General features: G+C 53.0%; 13 protein-coding genes. 4 read left to right on the top strand and 9 right to left on the bottom strand.

The annotated features are described in order from the left end of the window. Genes VSR74_RS13300 through VSR74_RS13310 form a run of 3 tightly spaced genes read left to right on the top strand, consistent with a single transcriptional unit; the run spans position 1 to position 13,369 of the window. A complete protein-coding gene (locus VSR74_RS13300; RefSeq protein WP_347795173.1) occupies positions 1 to 1,680 on the top strand; it encodes a ShlB/FhaC/HecB family hemolysin secretion/activation protein in 1,680 nt (559 codons plus the stop codon). An 11-nt stretch (positions 1,681 to 1,691) separates the two neighbouring features. Continuing rightward, entirely contained in the window at positions 1,692 to 12,941 is an 11,250-nt protein-coding gene (locus tag VSR74_RS13305) for a hemagglutinin repeat-containing protein (protein WP_347795174.1), read from the top strand. Continuing rightward, positions 12,941 to 13,369 carry a hypothetical protein gene (locus VSR74_RS13310; protein ID WP_347795175.1) on the top strand — a complete coding sequence of 143 codons (429 nt, stop codon included), beginning with the start codon at positions 12,941 to 12,943 and terminating at the stop codon, positions 13,367 to 13,369. Before VSR74_RS13305 ends, VSR74_RS13310 begins: the two co-directional genes overlap by 1 nt. On the opposite strand, the gene VSR74_RS13315 is transcribed toward VSR74_RS13310, so the two are convergent. Next, on the bottom strand, positions 13,353 to 13,901 hold the full coding sequence (locus VSR74_RS13315) for an RNA 2'-phosphotransferase (RefSeq protein ID WP_347795176.1): 549 nt from the start codon (positions 13,899 to 13,901) through the stop codon (positions 13,353 to 13,355). The genes VSR74_RS13310 and VSR74_RS13315 overlap by 17 nt on opposite strands. Positions 13,902 to 14,171: 270 nt before the next feature. Then, positions 14,172 to 14,558 carry a helix-turn-helix transcriptional regulator gene (locus tag VSR74_RS13320; RefSeq protein ID WP_347795177.1) on the bottom strand — a complete coding sequence of 129 codons (387 nt, stop codon included), beginning with the start codon at positions 14,556 to 14,558 and terminating at the stop codon, positions 14,172 to 14,174. Between the two features lie 153 nt (positions 14,559 to 14,711). Here VSR74_RS13320 and VSR74_RS13325 point away from each other — a divergent pair, with 153 nt between their 5' ends. Further along, entirely contained in the window at positions 14,712 to 15,098 is a 387-nt protein-coding gene (locus tag VSR74_RS13325; RefSeq protein WP_347795178.1) for a CHC2 zinc finger domain-containing protein, read from the top strand. 321 nt (positions 15,099 to 15,419) lie between these two features. Here VSR74_RS13325 and VSR74_RS13330 read toward each other — a convergent pair whose 3' ends face one another. The 7 genes from VSR74_RS13330 to VSR74_RS13360 all read right to left on the bottom strand — a co-directional run bounded on the left by VSR74_RS13330 (position 15,420) and on the right by VSR74_RS13360 (position 18,578). After that, on the bottom strand, positions 15,420 to 15,749 hold the full coding sequence (locus tag VSR74_RS13330) for a TA system toxin CbtA family protein (RefSeq protein ID WP_099433370.1): 330 nt from the start codon (positions 15,747 to 15,749) through the stop codon (positions 15,420 to 15,422). Between the two features lie 38 nt (positions 15,750 to 15,787). Beyond that, on the bottom strand, positions 15,788 to 16,153 hold the full coding sequence (locus tag VSR74_RS13335; protein WP_099433369.1) for a type IV toxin-antitoxin system YeeU family antitoxin: 366 nt from the start codon (positions 16,151 to 16,153) through the stop codon (positions 15,788 to 15,790). Between the two features lie 25 nt (positions 16,154 to 16,178). Continuing rightward, the gene (locus tag VSR74_RS13340) at positions 16,179 to 16,400 is read right to left on the bottom strand and encodes a DUF987 domain-containing protein (RefSeq protein ID WP_014226747.1); all 222 of its coding nucleotides are present in this window, start codon (positions 16,398 to 16,400) and stop codon (positions 16,179 to 16,181) included. After that, the gene (radC, locus tag VSR74_RS13345; protein ID WP_347795179.1) at positions 16,397 to 16,939 is read right to left on the bottom strand and encodes a RadC family protein; all 543 of its coding nucleotides are present in this window, start codon (positions 16,937 to 16,939) and stop codon (positions 16,397 to 16,399) included. Before radC ends, VSR74_RS13340 begins: the two co-directional genes overlap by 4 nt. A 12-nt stretch (positions 16,940 to 16,951) precedes the next feature. Then, on the bottom strand, positions 16,952 to 17,395 hold the full coding sequence (locus VSR74_RS13350) for an antirestriction protein (protein ID WP_347795180.1): 444 nt from the start codon (positions 17,393 to 17,395) through the stop codon (positions 16,952 to 16,954). A 30-nt stretch (positions 17,396 to 17,425) separates the two neighbouring features. Continuing rightward, on the bottom strand, positions 17,426 to 18,247 hold the full coding sequence (locus VSR74_RS13355; protein WP_347795181.1) for a DUF932 domain-containing protein: 822 nt from the start codon (positions 18,245 to 18,247) through the stop codon (positions 17,426 to 17,428). Between the two features lie 100 nt (positions 18,248 to 18,347). Beyond that, positions 18,348 to 18,578 carry a DUF905 domain-containing protein gene (locus VSR74_RS13360; RefSeq protein WP_347795182.1) on the bottom strand — a complete coding sequence of 77 codons (231 nt, stop codon included), beginning with the start codon at positions 18,576 to 18,578 and terminating at the stop codon, positions 18,348 to 18,350. Between the last annotated feature and the right edge of the window lie 70 nt (positions 18,579 to 18,648).

The following is an 18,648-nucleotide window of genomic DNA, read 5'->3' on the forward strand; positions in this document are numbered from 1 at the left end:
ATGGGACTCTTTTCACGGCACTCACCTGTCGCGCTCCTTTTGACGGGTGTGGCCTTTTCCGGCGCGGCAGCACCTTTATCGCCCGCAGACAGGAACGCGGTTCAACAACAACAACAGCAGCTTCTGGATCAGAGCCAGCAGCAGCGTGATGAGCTTCAGCGCGCCACGCCGCTACCGCGCGTCGCGCCCTCCACCGAGCCGGAACGGGCGGGCGGCCCCTGTTTTACGCTCTCAAACATCACTCTTCAGGGTGCCACGCTCATTCCGGCGCGCGACCAGCAAAAGCTCACCCAGCCCTGGCAGGGGCGTTGTCTTAATATTGCGCAAATCACGCAGCTCACGAATCAGATTTCCGACTGGTACATTCAGCGTGGCTATATCACCAGCCGGGCGTATCTGACGGAACAGGATCTCTCCCGTGGCGAGCTGCACATTGCTGTACTGGAAGGACGATTACAACAAATCCGTCTTGAAGGTGTGCCGGAACGGACGCTGAAGATGACCTTTCCTGGACTGGAAGGGAAGCCTCTGAACCTGCGCGATATTGAGCAGGGGATGGAGCAAATTAATCGCGTGCGTACTACACCAGTTCAGATCGAGATCCTGCCGGGCGATCGGCCAGGCGAATCCATCGTCAATCTCACCGCCAAGCCGGAGTTTCCGCTTCAGGCCTCGGTCAGCTTTGATAATAGCGGGCAGAAAAGCACTGGTGTCGGGCAGATTACCGGCTCGCTGGTGGGTAACAATCTTCTGGGGTTGGCAGATAAATGGTTTATCAGCGGCGGACGCAGTAGCGCATTTTCTCATTCGCGCGATGCAAAGAACCTTGCGGCGGGCGTCAGCCTTCCCTATGGCTACGGTCTGTTTGACTACACCTACACCTGGAACGACTACCTTAACGTCATTAACGTCATTGATAACGGAGGCTACAACTGGCGCTCCACGGGCGACACGGAAACACACCGTTTTAACTATTCTCACGTTTTGTTTCGCAATGGCGACCTGAAAACCGGCGTTTCGCTCGGCCTGAACCACCGCGTAAATCGTAATTTTCTCGACGGCGTAAAACTGGAAAGCAGCAGTCAGGAGTTCACCAGCCTGCTTTTTGGCCTCAATCATACCCAGAAAATTTTAGGCGGCGTGGCCACATTCAACCCTACCTTCAGCCGCGGGATGCCGTGGTTTAACGCCACTGACGATCACCTTTACCCCGACCAGCCGAAAGCGCAGTTTCGCAAATGGAGCGTTAACGCCAGTTGGCAGCGTGGGCTGACGGACAAGCTGTGGTGGCTTTCCAGCGTCTACTGGCAGTGGTCGCCAGACCGGCTTTATGGCAGCGAACGCCTGAGCATTGGTGGTGAAAGCTCTGTACGCGGTTTTAAAGAACAGTACATCTCTGGCGATAACGGCGGCTACTGGCGTAACGAAATCAATTACACCCTGTTCGCGATGCCCGTTCTGGGACAAATCGGCACGATGGCGGCGCTGGACGGCGGCTGGCTGAAAAAAGATGCCAGTGACCAGTATGCCGCAGGCACGTTATGGGGGGGCGCTGTCGGGCTGACCAGCGCCGGACGCTGGTTCTCCAGCCAGTTCACCATCGGCACACCGCTGGCGTATCCGGGCTGGCTGGCGCCGGATCATCTCAATATTTATTACCGTATTTCAGTGGCACTTTAAGGGGCAGAGTGATGGAAAAGGATAGGGTTCGTTTTTCTCAACGTGTACTGAGTGGGCTGTTAAGCCTGCTGCTGATTACGCAGCCCATGCTTCCGGCCATTGCGGCCACCATCACCCCGTCCGGTAATACACAGATGGATAAAGCGGGTAACGGCGTGCCCGTTGTGAATATTGCCACACCAAATCAGTCCGGCATTTCGCACAACAAATATAACGATTACAACGTCGGCAAAGAGGGGCTGATCCTCAATAACGCCACCGGCAAGCTGAACCAGACCCAGCTTGGCGGCCTTATCCAGAATAACCCCAACCTGAAACCCGGGCAGGAAGCCAAAGGCATTATCAACGAAGTGACCGGCACGAACCGCTCGCAGCTTCAGGGCTACACCGAAGTGGCGGGGAAAGCGGCTAACGTGATCGTAGCGAACCCCTATGGCATCACCTGTAACGGCTGCGGATTTATCAACACGCCGAATGCTACGCTGACCACCGGGAAGCCGGTACTTGACGCGAACGGTAAACTCCAGTCGCTCGATGTCACAAAAGGTAGCATCACCATTGAAGGGCAAGGGCTGGATGGCAGCCAGAGCGACGCCGTATCGATTATCGCCCGGGCCACAGAAATTAACGCCGCGCTGCATGCGAAAGATTTAACGATCACCGCCGGAGCCAATCGGGTATCGGCCAGCGGTGAAATCACTGCGCTGAAAGGCGCAGGCGATGCGCCGAAAGTAGCCGTCGATACGGGCGCACTGGGGGGCATGTATGCCAACCGTATTCACCTGGTTTCCAGCGAGAAAGGGCTGGGCGTTAACCTGGGAAACCTGAATGCGCGACAGGGCGATATTGTCCTGGATGCAAACGGAAAATTGACGATAAACAACAGCCTGGCGAGTGGGACGATGACGGCGAAAGGGCAGGCTGTTGCGTTAAGTGGCGATCATAAGGCGGGCGGGAACGTATCTGTCAGCGGCCAGGACGCTATCGCCCTGAATAACGCAACGCTGGTCAGTGATAAAAATATACAGTTAAGTGCTAATGGGCGACTCACGCAGAACGGCGGCAAGCTTACAGCAGGCCAGGATCTGACAGCCAATGCGCAAACGCTCACACAGAACAGCGTCGCCCAGGCGGATGCCGCTGGAAATATTGCGCTCACCAGCAGTGAAAGCATTGCTACTCAGGGGAGTGTTATTGCCGGAAAACAGCTTAATGTTGTCGGAAAATCGTTGAGCAACAGCGGGCAGTGGAGTGCTGAGGGGACGGCGACCATTAAGGGAAGCAGCCTGAGTAACAGCGGGGTATTGCAGGGGAAATCACTGGCGATTGTCGCCGATCAGGATGTCCATGTTACAGGGCGACTCAATGCAGCGGATTCACTGGGTATCAACGCTCAATCGGTGACGACTACAGCCAGCGCGCAGGTACAGAGTGGAAATGATCTGACTCTGACGGCAGAAACGGCCTCCCTTAGCGGAACCCACGCCGCGAATAATCAATTTACTGTGGCAGCGAATACCCTTACCCATGACGGTAAATCGAATGCCCGAACTGTCTCTCTCAATGCGCCAGACAATATCGCCAATAACGGCACGCTGGTGGCTGACAGCCTGAATCTTACCAGCCGGCGGATCGCCAATGGCGGCCTGATGCAGGGCAATGCGGCGCTGAATTTACATACGGGGGAATTTACTAATTTCAGCGGCGGTTCGCTCTACAGTATTGCTGCGCTGACGCTGGATATTCCCAGCCTCACTAACCGCGGGTTGATCACGACGGATGGCGATTTACGTCTTGGCGGTAGCAGCCTGGTGAATGCCGGTGAGATCAACGGCATCAGCATGCAAAACGATTATGCGACGGTGAAAAACGACGCTGCGGGTTGTTTACTGGCGGCAAATGCCCTATCCATCTCCGGTCAGCATCTGGATAACGCTGGTTTACTGGCGGCGAATAACATGCTGTTGAGCAGCCAGTCCGTGAATAACCGCGGAAATATGCTCTCCGTCGGGGCGTTAAATCTCACCAGCCAGACGTTTAATAATGCGGGGTTGTTACAGGGAGATACCCTGACGCTGCAGACAAATGAATGGGTTAATAGCGGAAACGCGTTAGGTGAATCGGGCGTAACGGCTACGGTTCACGATCTCTTCTCCAGCCAGGGGAAAGTGTTAAGTCAGCAAAAAATGGAGCTGACGGCCACGCGTATTGATAACCAGGGGATGCTGGCAGCGAAGCTCCTTGAACTGCAAGGTGATCTGAACAATAGCGGGATTTTGCAGGCAAGCCAGACTCTCGCCTGGAACGGTAGCCATTTCAGTAACCTTGCCGGTGGTCAGGTGACTGGGGGCGAGGGGCTGCTGATTAATGCCAGGCAGTTTGACAATAACGGCCAGGTGGAAGGCGCTTCGGCGACGATCACCGCTGACAACCTGCAAAATAGTGGCAATATTCAGGCACAAAACGACCTGACGATTGCGGCAAGCGGGCGGCTTGATAATCAGGGGAAATTACTTAGCCAGAATCTGTTTGAACTGACTGCGTCCCGGTTGTTTAACGACCATACCCTTGCGGCAAAATCGCTCATCATCGGCACGCCGGAACTGACCAACAACGGTATTGTGCAGGGAAATAGTACATTACAGCTCACTTCCCGGAATGTGCTGAATGGTCAGACGGGCCAGATAGTGAGTGGGGCGGGGCTGGTTCTGAATCTCGACAAGCTGGAAAACCACGGCCTGTTGCTGGTTAACAACGGCTTTACCCTGGAAGGCGCGAACTTGTTTAACGTGGGCGATATTCAGGCAGACAGTGTAAATCTGCAAATGCGTGATGCGTTAAACAACCAGGGGCAGATACTGGCGAAGCACGATGCGTTAGTCAGTACAGCCACGCTGGAAAATGATGGCTCTCTGGTCGCTCAAAATATGACGCTGAGCGGGACATCCATTCGTAACGGTGGCCTGGTTCAGGGGAGTGATAAGGCGTCAGTCACTGCGGATATCCTCACAACGAACCCGGCAGGCCGATGGTTAGCGGGCAAAGCGCTGACGATGGACGCAAGCCAGGTGGATAACGCGGGTGTGATGCAGGGCGATACGGTTGCGTTAACGGCAAAGACGCTGAACAACAGCGGCGTACTTAATGGCCTGAGCGGCATGCAAGGGGCGCTGACCGGGCAGCTTATAAACCAGGGGCAGATTCAAAGCGGTGGTGCTTTATCGCTGGTAGCCGATAACCTGAGCAGTGCCGGACGTATTGCGGGCGATACGCTTTCGCTCACTGCCGGGGCGCTCAATAATACCGGCCTGTGGCAGGGGATGAAGGGGTTAACACTGACTGGCGATACCCTTGCTACCGGTTCTGCATCCCGCACATTGAGCGGCGGGATGCTTGCCCTCAATGCAGGAAATATGACAACACAAGGCACCTTGCAGGGGCAGAACGTCACCGTTGTCGCAAATGACTGGCAGCATAAGGGCTCACTCATTAGCCTTGGTACTCTGACGGCTGAGGTCAGTAATACGCTCACTACGCCGGGCGATCTGATGAGTCAGGGAACAATGAGGCTGGCTGCACCGCAATTTGATAACAGCGGTAAGATCCTGAGTGAAAGCGGTATTACGCTGGATGGCCAGCAATTGACGAACAGTGGGACAGTTCAGGGAAATACGCTGGCGGCGCACCAGAATAGTATCCGCAACCAGGGAGCACTGACCGGCCTGCAAAGCCTGACGCTCGAAGCACGGGAGAATTTGACGGCTCGGATAGCGATGGCGTCATCGCAACAGGAACTGATTAACGCAGCGGGTGGCTCACTGCTGACGAAGGGCGCGCTGACAGTGACGTCCGCAGACGTTAGCAATGCCGGAATATGGCAGGGGCAATCGGTGTTACTCAGTGCCCAGTCGCTGAATAATAGCGGTGCAATTCAGAGCGCTGATACGCTGCAACTGACGCTCGCCGATAATTTAACCTCCTCGGCCGGAAGCAAAATTACGGCGCTCGGTAATGCGGCTCTACAGGCTCTCTCGTTAACTAACCAGGGGCAGTGGGCGGCCAAAAATCTTACGTTGCAGGGGGCCACGTTTGATAACGGTGGGGCAATCAGCGGTGTAAACGGTCTGACATTAGCGATGAGTGGGGCCGTCAGTCAGGAGCGCGCTGGTAGTCTGTTAAGCGGTGGCGTGCTGGAACTGAACGCAGCGTCCGTGGCCAACAGCGGTAAAATTCAGGGCGCGGCGCTTGCTGTGACTTCCGGGGGGCTAACCAACAGTGGAAGGTTGCAGGGCGATAATGGCACCACGCTGACACTTAGCGGCGATTTAACTAACAATACTGACGGAGAAATTGTCAGCCGCGAGGCGATGACGGTAAATGCATCCTCTCTTTTCAATGATGGACTCATTCAGAGCGGCAGTGACAGCCGCCTTAATGCCACAGCCCGACTGCATAATGAGGGTAAACTGCTTGCCGGTACGGGGCTGACGCTCACCACCCCAGGCTACGCCGGGACGGGCTGGCTGCAGGCGACGAATCTTATCGTTAATGCTGCAAAGGCCAGTAATGACGGGAACTGGCTTGCGGATATCGCAACGCTGACAGGCAGCAGTTTTACGAATAAGGGCACAACCCAGGCAGGCCAGCTTACAGTCAACTACGACCAGTTGAACAATAACGGCACGTTAATGGGAACGTCACAACTTCTTGTTAATGCCGATCAGGTTAACCAGAGTGCCGCAGGCAAGTTATTAAGCGGCGGTGATTTATCGGTTCAGAGTACGGGGCTGAATCCTCTCGGCCAGGTGATTGCGCTGGGAAATGTAACGCTGAAGCTGGTTAATGCCTTTACCGCCGAAAATACGCTTGCTGCAGGGAAAACGCTTTCTATTACCAGTGATGGGGCTATTGATAACCAGGGCGTTATGCAGGGGCAGGCGGTTAATCTGCACGCTGGCGGGCAACTCAGTAATAACGGGCAGATAACGACGGGTCGCGAGGCGAGTTCATTCAGCGCTCGCAATGTACTGCTGAATGCGGCGGGAACGCTGCAAGGTGGCGGTGATATTGCGCTGACCAGTTTAGGCAATATTACGGTCGATGGCTTCACCGGCACCTTAGGTTCATTGACGCTTAATGCGCCAGGCGCAATTATCAATACTGCGTTACTGTATGCCGCAAATAACATCGCGCTTTATGCCAGCAGTATCACCAATCTGCGCGGCGATATTCTGGCCGGTAATCATCTGTGGATGCAAAAAGACGCGGCAGGCAATGCTAACGTTGAAGTTGTGAATACCTCCGGCACTATTGAGACGCAAAACGGTGACATCACCATTAAGACGGCGGCACTGCGCAATGAACGTGCTGGTTTGCAGTCAACAACGCAGCCGACGGATCTCTCCTCAAACTACGACTGGATTGGGCAATCGGATGTTGATATTCCGGTGGCTGTCCTGGGTCTTGATACATTAATCCAGGATAAATACAGCACTTATACCCATGATGGGGCGGGTTCCTGCGGAGGTAAACCCTGCTTCCTGTATGAAGATACCCACTTCTATTATCGCCCGGTTGAAGGGTATGAAACGCGTAAATTTGCACTGAGCCAGACTGCACAGATTGTGAGTGCAGAGGGGGGCAGTGGACGTATTGCCTCCGGTAAAGATATTCATATTGTTGCGGGTCAACTCAACAACCAGGCGAGCGTGATCCTGGCGAATAATGATATCAACCTGACAGGGCAGACACTCAATAATCAAAGCTACCAGAGTGGTACCTTTACTGAATACGCCGTTTATAAGTATGAACGTGTGATAACGGGTGGTTCCCCATCCTCATCTTCAGGTACTTATTCACCGACACATCGTTATACGACTTACGAAAGTAATGTGCCTTATGTTCTGGATGGCATTGTTACTGAGACTGAAAATGGCGAACTGTTCCGTGCGGTGATTCAGGCTGGTGGTAATGTAACGGCAAACTTTACGGATGCTATAGGAAACGAAACCGCGATCGCTAATGCCGGGCGCGTCAGCAACACTCTCTCTGCACCGACGCTGAATTCAATAAGTCAGCAGTCAATTGGTAATAGCATCCAAAAACAGACGCTGATGGATAGCGGTACAGTCAACGTTAATTCTCCACAGTGGAATGACCAGCTACAAAACGCTCTACAGCAGATTAATGGCGGTGGGGCGCTCGATAATGGGGAGGTATCCGACGCCGCACTGAGCAATATCTCAGGCACGCAAAAAGGCAATACCAACCTCGGCCAACTGACAGGCACGGTTAATCCTGGTGTAAATGGGGTGGACGTCTCCGGGCAAAATCAAGGCAAAGCGGTTGATACCAGCGCGTATCCGCTGCCCTCAGGGCAGAACGGTTACTTTGTCGTTTCCGACGATCCGTCAAGCCCATACCTTATCAACGTCAATCCGAAACTTAATGGCCTTGGGGAGCTTGATCCCAATCTGTTTGCTGATTTGAACGCTTTATTGGGTATTAAACCTGGCGATGTACCGCGTGAAACCAACAGCGCATATACGGATCAAAACCAGTTCCTCGGGTCATCCTATATGCTTGGCCGTCTTAATCTTAACCCGGACTATGATTACCGTTTTCTGGGTGATGCCGCATTTGATACGCGCTATGTCAGTAACGCCATGTTGAACCAGACGGGGAGCCGCTACATTAACGGCATAGGTTCCGAACTTGATCAAATGCGTTACCTGATGGATAACGCCGCCAGTGCGCAGCAGTCGCTGGGGCTGAAATTTGGTGTGGCTCTGACAGCAGAGCAGGTGGCTTCACTTGAGCACAGTATGCTGTGGTGGGAAACCGCAGTCATCAACGGTGAAGCCGTCATGATACCGAAACTCTATCTGTCGCCGAAAGACGTCACGGTGAATAACGGTAGTGTTATTTCTGGCAATAATGTCCAGCTTACGGGCGGTAATATTACTAACTCTGGCAGCACGCTGCTGGCAAATAACAACCTGGTTCTCGACAGCCAGAACAGTATTAATAATCTCAATAATGGTCTGATGCAGGCAGGCGGTCACCTCGACCTGAATGCAATTGGTGATATCAATAACATCAGTTCCACGATTAGCGGCAAGACTGTCGCGCTGGAAAGCCTGGACGGCAATATTAATAACCTGACGCTGGTGGAACAGGTTGATATTGCGAGCTTTAAAGATACCCGGCTTGGGAATACCGCAGCGATTAACGCCCTGGACTCTCTGTCGCTCGCTGCCGGTAATAACATCACCATGGCCGGGTCAAACCTTTCATCCGGCGGCGATCTGCTGATGAGTGCGTGGGGTGATGTGGCGGTGAATGCGAATCAGATTAACGATTCTTTCAGTCGTTCCACTGCCTGGCAGACGCAGACGGGCCATGATTCAGTAAGTTGGCAGGGCAGCTCGATAAGCGCGGGCGGCAACCTGGGTATTAATGCCGGAAACAACCTTGACCTGACGGCGAGCAGCGTTGATGCAGGCAGCAACGTGGCCCTTGCCTCAGGTAACGACCTCAATCTGAATGCAGCAGATACCCACCAGGACAGTTGTAATGGGAACAGTGAGTCGCACAGCTCCGGGCTTGAACGTACCACGCTTTCCGCTGGTGGTAACCTGATCCTGAAAGCGGGTCAGGATATTAACTCTCAGGCCGCAGGCCTCGCCGCAGAAAACGACGTTACCCTGCAAGCCGGACGCGATGTGAACCTGCTGGCCGAAGCGACAGTCAGCGGCAGCAGTACGCATGAGAAGAAAAAAACCGTTATCGATGAGTCGGTACGTCAGCAGGGGACGGAAATTGCCAGCGGCGGAGACACCACTATCGTTGCCGGGCAGGACGTCAATGCACAGGCAGCGCAGGTCACCGCGCAGGGTGATATCGCTGTGGGCGCCGGGCGGGATATTAACCTGACTACCGCAACGGAAAGCGATTACCACTACTTCGAACAGACCAAAACCAAAAAAGGGTTCCTCAGTAAAAAGACCACGCATACCATCGAGGAAGATAGCGCCACCCGTGAAGCCGGCACGTTGCTGAGCGGTGATAACGTCACCGTTTCGGCGGGAAATAACCTGCTGGTGAAAGGCTCAAATGTGGTGGGGGACGGTGATGTGTCGCTGCACGGCGGCAATAATGTTGATATTTTGGCGGCAACCAACAGCGATACATCGTGGCGCTTTAAAGAGACCAAGAAGAGTGGCCTGATGGGCTCTGGCGGTATCGGCTTTACCATTGGCAGCAGTAAAACGACACATGACCTGCGTGAAGCAGGTACCACTCAAAGTGAGAGCTTCAGTACCGTGGGCTCGACGGGCGGTAGCGTGGCGATTTCAGCCGGTAATCAGGCGCATATTGGTGGTGCTGATATTATCGCGCAGAAAGATTTGTCGGTTATCGGGGACAGCGTGGTGATAGAGCCTGGCCATGATAAACGCACCCGCGACGAGAAATTTGAGCAAAAATCCAGTGGCCTGACGGTGGCGCTCTCCGGTGCGGCTGGTGGTGCCATCAACAACGCCGTCAGCGCCGCGAAAGAAGCGAAGAGTGAGAGTGATAGCCGACTGGCGGCGCTGCAAACGACGAAAGCGGCGTTGTCGGGGTATCAGGCTGGTCAGGGCGTGGCGCTGGATGCGGCCAAAGGTACGGCAGATGGGAACAATAACACCATTGGCATCAGCGCATCGCTGACCAGCCAGCACAGCAAGTCTGAACAACACCAGGAAAGCGATACGGTTTCCGGCAGTACTTTGAATGCCGGGAATAATCTCTCTATTGTTGCCAATGGCAAGAAGGGCGGTGTAAACAGCGGTGACATTCTGATTGGCGGAAGCCAACTGAAGGCCGGAGGCGATACGCTTCTCAGTGCGCAGAACGATATTCTGCTGAGCGGCGCAGCCAACACCCAGAAAACCACCGGGAGCAACAGCAGCAGCGGTGGCGGCGTTGGGGTTGGGATCGGCGCGGGTAGCGGTGGCTGGGGAATTAGCGTTTTTGCTAACGGCAATTCCGCGCACGGCAATGAAAAAGGCGATGGTACCGAATGGACAGAAACCACGCTTGATAGCGGCGGCACCACGACGCTGAGCAGTGGCCGTGACACGATACTTTCCGGGGCGCAGGTCAGCGGTGACAAAATTGTGGCAGATGTTGGCCGTGATCTTTGGCTCAGCAGTCAGCAGGACAGCAATGCCTACGATTCAAAACAGAACAGCCTTGCAGCAGGTGGTAGCTTCACCTTTGGCTCAATGACTGGCTCCGGCTACATCAACGCCAGTCAGGACAAGATGAAGAGCACCTATGACTCGGTGCAGGAGCAGACCGGGTTATACGCAGGTAAGGGTGGCTACGATATTACGGTCGGTAACCACACACAGTTGGATGGCGCGGTGATTGCGTCCACTGCGACAGCGGATAAAAACAGCCTCGATACTGGCACGCTGGGCTTTAGTGATATCGGTAATAAAGCTGATTACAAGGTCAGTCACGCAGGGGCCAGTATTAGTGGCGGCGGTGATTTTGGTGGTAAGGAATTTACCGGCAACATGGCCGGGGGGATGGCTTCAGCGCTAAGCCACAGCGGCCATGCAGAAGGGACGACCCAGGCGGCGGTCAGCGATGGCACGATTACGATACGTGATACCGCCAATCAGCAGCAGGATATGGCTAACCTGAGCCGCGATACGGAACACGCCAACGACAGCATCAGCCCGATCTTTGATAAGGAAAAAGAGCAGAAACGTCTGCAGGCAGTTCAACTGGTGCAGGATATTGGCAGCCAGGCGTCTGATATTGCCAGAACACAGGGGCAACTGGCAGGGCTGGCGGCACAAAAAGACCCTGACGCACTGGATAACGCCCGGGCACAGTTACTGGCAGAGCATAAAACCGTAACCGATGAGATGGTGTCGCAGCGGGCGTATGACAATGCGATGCAGCAGTTCGGTACCGGGAGTGATATCCAGCGGGCCATCCAGGGCGTGACGGCCGGGCTGTCTGGCCTGGCGGGTGGCAACATAGCGGGTGCACTGGCGGGCGCATCGGCCCCGGAACTGGCCAACCTGATTGGTCACGGGATGGGAATTGATGAAAATGACCATGTGACAAAAGCGCTGGCTCATGCAATTTTGGGTGGCGTGGTCGCATCCTTGCAGGGGAACAGTGCTACCGCCGGCGCGATGGGCGGCGCATCGGGTGAGCTGGTTGCAGCCGCAATAGCAAATGCTCTTTATCCGGGGCAGAAACCAGCAGAGCTGTCGGAAGAGCAGAAACAAACGGTCAGCGCACTGGCGTCGGTATCGGCGGGAATTGCAGGTGGGTTGACTGGTGATAGCGCCTCTGGCGCGGCGGCAGGGGCGCAGGCAGGGAAGAATGCGGTTGAGAATAACTTTTTGAGTCAGGGAAGGCCGAAGGACTTCACCGAGCAACTCAAAGGCTGTAACGGAAATCCATCCTGTGAGCAGGGTGTTCGTAAGGATATGGCCAAGGAGTCTGCGGACAACATCCTGAAGTTGAAATCATGCTGGGATGCGGGAGATACCGCCTGCGTGGCGCAGATGCGTACTCAGATAGAACTGAACGAAAAAGCTTACACGGCATTGCGTGTTCAGGACGATCTCGCAGGCCGTGCCTATGAGGACTCGGCAAAGTGGTACGCTGACATCATCGACAACTGTAATGGTCAGTGTGGCTGGCTGTCGGCTAGTCTGCAAAAGACGTTTGCGGACGGGATGACAAATGCAGTGTATGCTGCACTGGCAGTGAGTACGGGGAGTTTACCGAAACCAGGGCAGACGGTGAAGCCTGTCAGTGAAACAACAGGGAGAGGTATCGTTCCTGAGCAAGGTTCCGTCGCAAATGCTAACTTTGCTCAATCAAAAATTAGGGCCAATGAAACATTTAGTGCTGAAGGGGTAGCTAAATATAGTCAAATGGCAGGCCAGCCAGTAAACACCGTGGATGACTTAGCCAATGCGATTCGTAGTGGCCTTATCAAACCAAGTCAACTGTCTGTTGATTATGTGGAAATGAATGGCACAAGATTAATACTTAATACAAGAACATCTGTAGCATTAGATCGTGCAGGGATACCTAAATCTGACTGGTATGGAACCAACCAAACGAATGTGAAAGTACCTGGAATGGATGGGAAAACCTACAATGATCTTGCTGCCGATCAATTAATAAGAAATAAACTGCCAGAAACTGGTAGTTCAGATATTCCTCGCGGGAGAAAATAATGAAGTCAGGAGCTGCCGTTTCTATTTTGGATCCCTATGAGTGGTTGCCTTCATATGGGGAGAATGCAGTATCTGTTGAATCTAAGGGGTTGGATTTAATTATTAAAATAGAATATGATACCGAAGATGAGTATCAGACTATACATTGTCGTGAGTTGCGATTTGATATGGTATGTGCTTTTTGTCGTACTGCGTTTCCCGGAGTGTCAATACTCAACATAGATTACGATAAAAGCGTCAAGGCTCCATCAATAGGAGCCTTGATTGAATACCCTAACTCTGAGGCTGCATTTGCCTGGAACAAGCATTTTTGTGGCTCAAGACAGATAAAGCACTATAAGATTGCCTTTCTTTCTGAAAATTTCTTAATGGAAATTTTCGCTAACAATGTGACTTTAGGTTCTGAATATATTATTCCATCTGAATAAAAAAGGATGGGGGAACGAATTTAGTTAACCAAACGCCATTATCAGCCTGATAGAATTTAAGGCCCTGTTCATACATGTTCAGGGCTTTAATTTTTAGAACAACTGGTTTGCCATGGCGCAAACCGACTTGAATTGCTGTATCTTCATCTGCGGATAAATGAACATATTGACGAGATTTTGCATTTAACCCTTGTTCATTAATTGACGATAAAAATCGTGTAGCAGTTCCATGGTATAGAAATTCAGGGGGGATTTTTTCTTGATATTCAATACCAACCTGTTGTGAGGAATGTCCCTGAACAGCTCGAATACGTAACCCATCTTCTGAAATCGCGAATCGTTTTTTATCACTATTATCAACAATCGATTTAATCAGATGTTGGTCAAGATGTTTACCGTCTTTAGTTGCACAGATAATTAATAAACCAATATCAGCCCATCCTTCATGATCCAGAGTTAAACCAATGGCTTCAGGTTGGTGACGTAAAACGTAACTTAAAAATTTGCTTACTTCTGCGTGTTGTTTATCCATTTATTTTAGTCTCGAAAAGCTCCCAGTTTTATATGCCGGGATCGTCGTTTAAATCACCTCAGAACTTAAACTCGGCCTCAATCACCAGTCGGCCCTGATTGGGCCGATAGTCCACCCGGTAGTAGTGGGTCTGTGGCTCCTGAGCTTCTGTTGTGCGCTGTTCTCACTTACAATCATGTTTAGCCATAACTCAACTCCTTGGTAGTTGGTTGTGGTCAGTGGGGTGTCGGTGGTGAGACACCTTCAGCCCGCGTTCAAAATATCTTCCTGTTAACTGTCTGCTCCTGCCTGCTGCGCCTGTGCAATCACGGCGTCAAGCATCTCCGAAACCAGTTTCTGTTTACTCTTCGGCAACTGACCGATCAACTGGATCTGTTGTTCCAGTCGAGAGGCCGGGCCGCGCTTGCGCGGTGTGTTCACCGCTTCCTCACCCAGCAACCCTTCCAGAGAAATCGAAAGGATCTTCGCCACTGCGGGCAGTATCGGGATCTGGATGCGCCTTCTGCCAGCTTCCCATGACTGCACGGCCTGCTGGGAAACATTAAGCGCCGCGGCCAGTTGTACCTGCGTTAGTCCGGCGCCCTTGCGCAGGGCGCTGATCCGGTTGCCTAACGCCGTCATAAATACCTGCTCCTCACTGCTGATTGATGCGGTCATCGTGGGTTTTATCCGTATTACCTGTGACATGATGACCATAATCTACATCCCGTTTTACATTGCACTGTTGTTTACACTGCTAGCTATTGTATATGCTTGTCGAGTTATTTTTATGCAAACCCTATTGACAGTTTTTTTTCAAGAGTAAGACTTGTGGCCTGTATCCCGCAGCAGGAAATCGACGACCTCAAACAACGCCTCTCGCTGGTTGAGGTGGCGACATCGCAGGGCGATAAGCTGAAAGCGCAGGGTAAGGATAGCCTTGTCTGCCTGTGTTCGTTCCACAGGGAGAAACCCCCATCCTGCGCCATCACGCCGTCAAAGAACCTGTTCCACTGCTTCGGCTGCGGGGCGTACGGCTCGGTGCTGGACTGGCTGATAAAGACCAAGCACCTGACCTTCCTTGACGGGCAGCACCGTCTGCGTGCGCTGGGAAAATCGCCGGGGTTGCTGGCCCCTTCTTCTGTAGCCGCCGCGCCTGTGACGCCTCTCGTGCCGCTACGTCAAAAGCTGGCCGACCTGGACGACGACGGCCAGTGATCTTCACCCTGAAAACAGTACCGGGACAAATTGAAGGCACAAAAAAGCCCGCAGGGCTTGCGCCGTGCGGGCTCTTAGGACTTCATCGGATGACTCTGGTAATCACCGATGGAGAATTTTGGTGCTGGCGGAGTCTGAATTGGTTGTGTAACTCATTGTTTAATGGCTGATAACATTCAGTTCAATTTTCATTTTGGTCCCATTGTTGGTCCTAAAAGAAAATGTCAGGTTTTTTGCAGGGGAGGGGAGGTTACAGTAGAAGTCTCTTCGTCTGTGAGATTAACATTTTGCTTTCCTTTGGTCTGCTCTGTATGTAAGCGTTCATTTCACGTTAGTTTTTAGCAAGCCGGTAGAGCGCCTTGCTCGCAGAATATCCACTACGGAAAGATACGGGGTCTGCTCTTGCCACGAAAATCCTTTCCGATCGATACGGACAAGCCCGTATTTTTCTACCAGAAAATTCACCGCGTCGCTGAGTGATATTCCAGCATCAATATGTTCCTGGATGGTAGTTTCATCACTGAATGGTGTGTCATTCAGCGTCAGGCCATAGTGCTGCGATAACAGATGAGTTAGCAGCAACTGCCAGATTTCAACGGGTGACAGGCAGGGCTGAGTCGCCCGCGTCGGGTGTGATGATATGGTTTGCATAATGTTTACTCTGAGATGTTAAGGGAATAAGCAGGGGGTTACTGCGGCTCAGTCTGCTCAGGATAGATAGCAATGTAGACATAGCCACAGGAGCCGAGTGTATCGGCTTCGCATGTGAGGCCGTTGTGGTACAGCGTGACGCAATGTGCATGGCGGGGGTTAAGCTCGCCGCTGGTCAGCATCAGCTCAAGTTGTTTCATCATAAGCGGAAATGCCTGATCGAGGCGCATTGCAACATCGTCGGTGAACGCCCCGCTGAATCCTGCACGGTCAGCCAGATAATGCAGACGGTTGCCCTCCTGAACCAGACGTGCGCCAAAACACGGTGTTATATCGCGCTTCAGTCCCCACTGCTGGATGGCGGGATTCTCCGGCTTGGTACCGGATTCTGAGTGATTGTTCATTATTGTTCCTGATTGAAGGGAAGGATTAATTGAGAGTGACACTTCGAAGAATGACATAGGGACCATTGCGGTCCTGACGACGTTCAGCAAACACGGCCAGAACGCCGTGTATGTCCTGAACTTCCCGGCCAGCATAATGGCAGATACTGCCTGACCATTTATATTTGCCGGTACAGAAGCGAAACAGGCGGGAGTCAGGATGCTGTCGGTACAGAGCCATGGCCTGGCGCTTACTGATGATTTTCATATCCAGCCTCGCTCAGCGAACGACACAATGCCATCCTGGCCGACAACCAGATGATCGAGCGTCTTCACATCAACCAGCTCCAGTACCTCCTTTAGCCTGTCAGTCATCTGGCGATCGGCTTTGCTGGGCTCCTGATCGCCGGAGGGATGGTTATGCGCGAGTACGACAGCTGCAGCATTGAAACGAAGCGCCGACTTCACCACCTCGCGGGAATGAACCTGCACATGGTTTACCGAACCGGCGAACAGTGTTTCACTCTCCAGTAAACGATGCTGATTATCGAGATAGAGCACCATAAACACCTCCCGCTCCTGTCTGGCCAGCTGTAACCGGAGCCAGTTACGGGCTGCAGTGCTCGAGGTAAAGGCTATACCGGGCTGGTGCAGATATTTATCCAGCAGGTTGATAGCGCGGCGGATGGTGCGTTGGGCATAGGGTGTCAATCCGGCCGTCGCGGGGAGCAGGCAACCATGCTGGGCCATAACCGTCAACGGGAAGAGTTCGGGCTGCGATGACATCGGGGATAATGCGGTACTCATGCTCGGTTCTCCTCAGTCGATGAGATGCATAATGGCGCTGCACTCTGGATGGTTCAGCGCGAAGTCACGTAAGCGATAATAGTGCTCAGTCATCGCGTCACACTCGGTACGACAGGCATGGTGGCTGTATGCTATCAGGCAGGTGACAATCCCTGCAGCTTCGCCAGTAAATTCCGCGCCGTTGCCGTTCATACTGTTGAACAATGTCCACTTCTCATCTTGCTCTGACTCAGGGGCCATAAAAGCGCCACCGTTACTGAGCGTCAAAAAATTCCAGATACCGCCGTGATAATCGGTACAAAGCCGGTCCATCCAGGCAAAGATTTGGGGTTCAAGGGTTATCCATTGCGGGATGGTGCCAAAGTGCTGTGGCCAGAAGCCGATGCGTAACTCGTCAGGGACCACTGAGGCAGTAATTGCTTTCAGCTCAGCGAACTGATGATTTTGTGTATCCATTAATCTATCTCCTTATGCCGGAACGGTTGTTTAACGCCCGAAAAAATCGAGCATATTTTCTGCCATCACCCACAGGGCGCGATTGAGCTTCACATCGCCATCAATACCAGTAACAGCACGGGTGCGGCTGCTTTTCCCCTGAGCGGTTCGCCCTGGAAGACCACCTTTCATCAGGTTCTCCTGCACGCGCTGGTAAACGGTCCACAGGTCATCGCTGTAGTCCTCCCGACGACGCGGAGTCAGCAACTGCGATACCGTGACCGGCTGATGGTCCTCACCAAATCGATACTTCAGTGCAGCATTCGCCAGTGCGTGACGGGCGGGTACAGGTAGCGCCAGAGACTGCATTGCATCTCGTTTCTCATCCACCCGGTCAAAGACCCCAAGCACTTCGTAAGCCCCTTCAATCACCTTCTCGATGACATTACCTTTATGCGGTACCCGCACTTCTCCGAATGACTGGCCGCAGACCAGGCCGTTGGTACAGACGCCGCGAAATAGTCCCGGCAGCATCTGGTAGCTCGAGGAGCCGTCATGGCTGTTGAGCAAAATTATTTCCGGTACCTGATGCCCGGTAAGTTGCCCGGCTCGACGCAGACGCAGCATATGCTTGGTGTGCTCCCGCTTGCTCTGGTCCCGGACCTTCGTCTGGCAGGCAAAGAACGGCTCAAAACCTTCACGCTGCAGGCTTTCGAGGATGGTGATGGTCGGGATGTAGGTATAACGGTCTGAACGAGATTCATGTTTGTCACTCCCGAACACGCTGGGAACATGACTCATCAGCTCTTCGTGGGTCAGAGGCCGGTCACGGCGTATCTGGTTTATACGGCCAAAGCGGCTGGCTAATCGCATGGGTAACTCCTTAATGCAGCGAGTAAAAATACAAAAGGCCACACTTCCCGAGGGAGGTGTGGCCTGACTTTGTTTATAACGGTGAAGCGCTGGTGGGTGGTTATGCAGGGAATTTGCGGATGCCATAACGAGCGATATACCGGTTCAGCCAGTAACCAGCATCCTGCTCAAAGTTCCAGGCTCGCCATACCATGCAACGTTCATGACGGATAACCAGACGGAAATGTGTACTCTGGTCGTCCTCTATAGCAACGTTGAAATATTGAGACGCAACCGCCTCTGCCTGCTGGCGCGCAAACGACCCATCAGGCAATTCAGTGAATTCAGCCATACAGGCTCCTTAAAACAAAAAGCCCCTGCGGCATGTGCGACAGGGGCTGAATCAAACGGATAACGAATCG

The sequence above is a fragment of the Pseudocitrobacter cyperus genome (genome assembly GCF_039889165.1).
GTDB classification, from domain to species: domain Bacteria; phylum Pseudomonadota; class Gammaproteobacteria; order Enterobacterales; family Enterobacteriaceae; genus Pseudocitrobacter; species Pseudocitrobacter cyperus.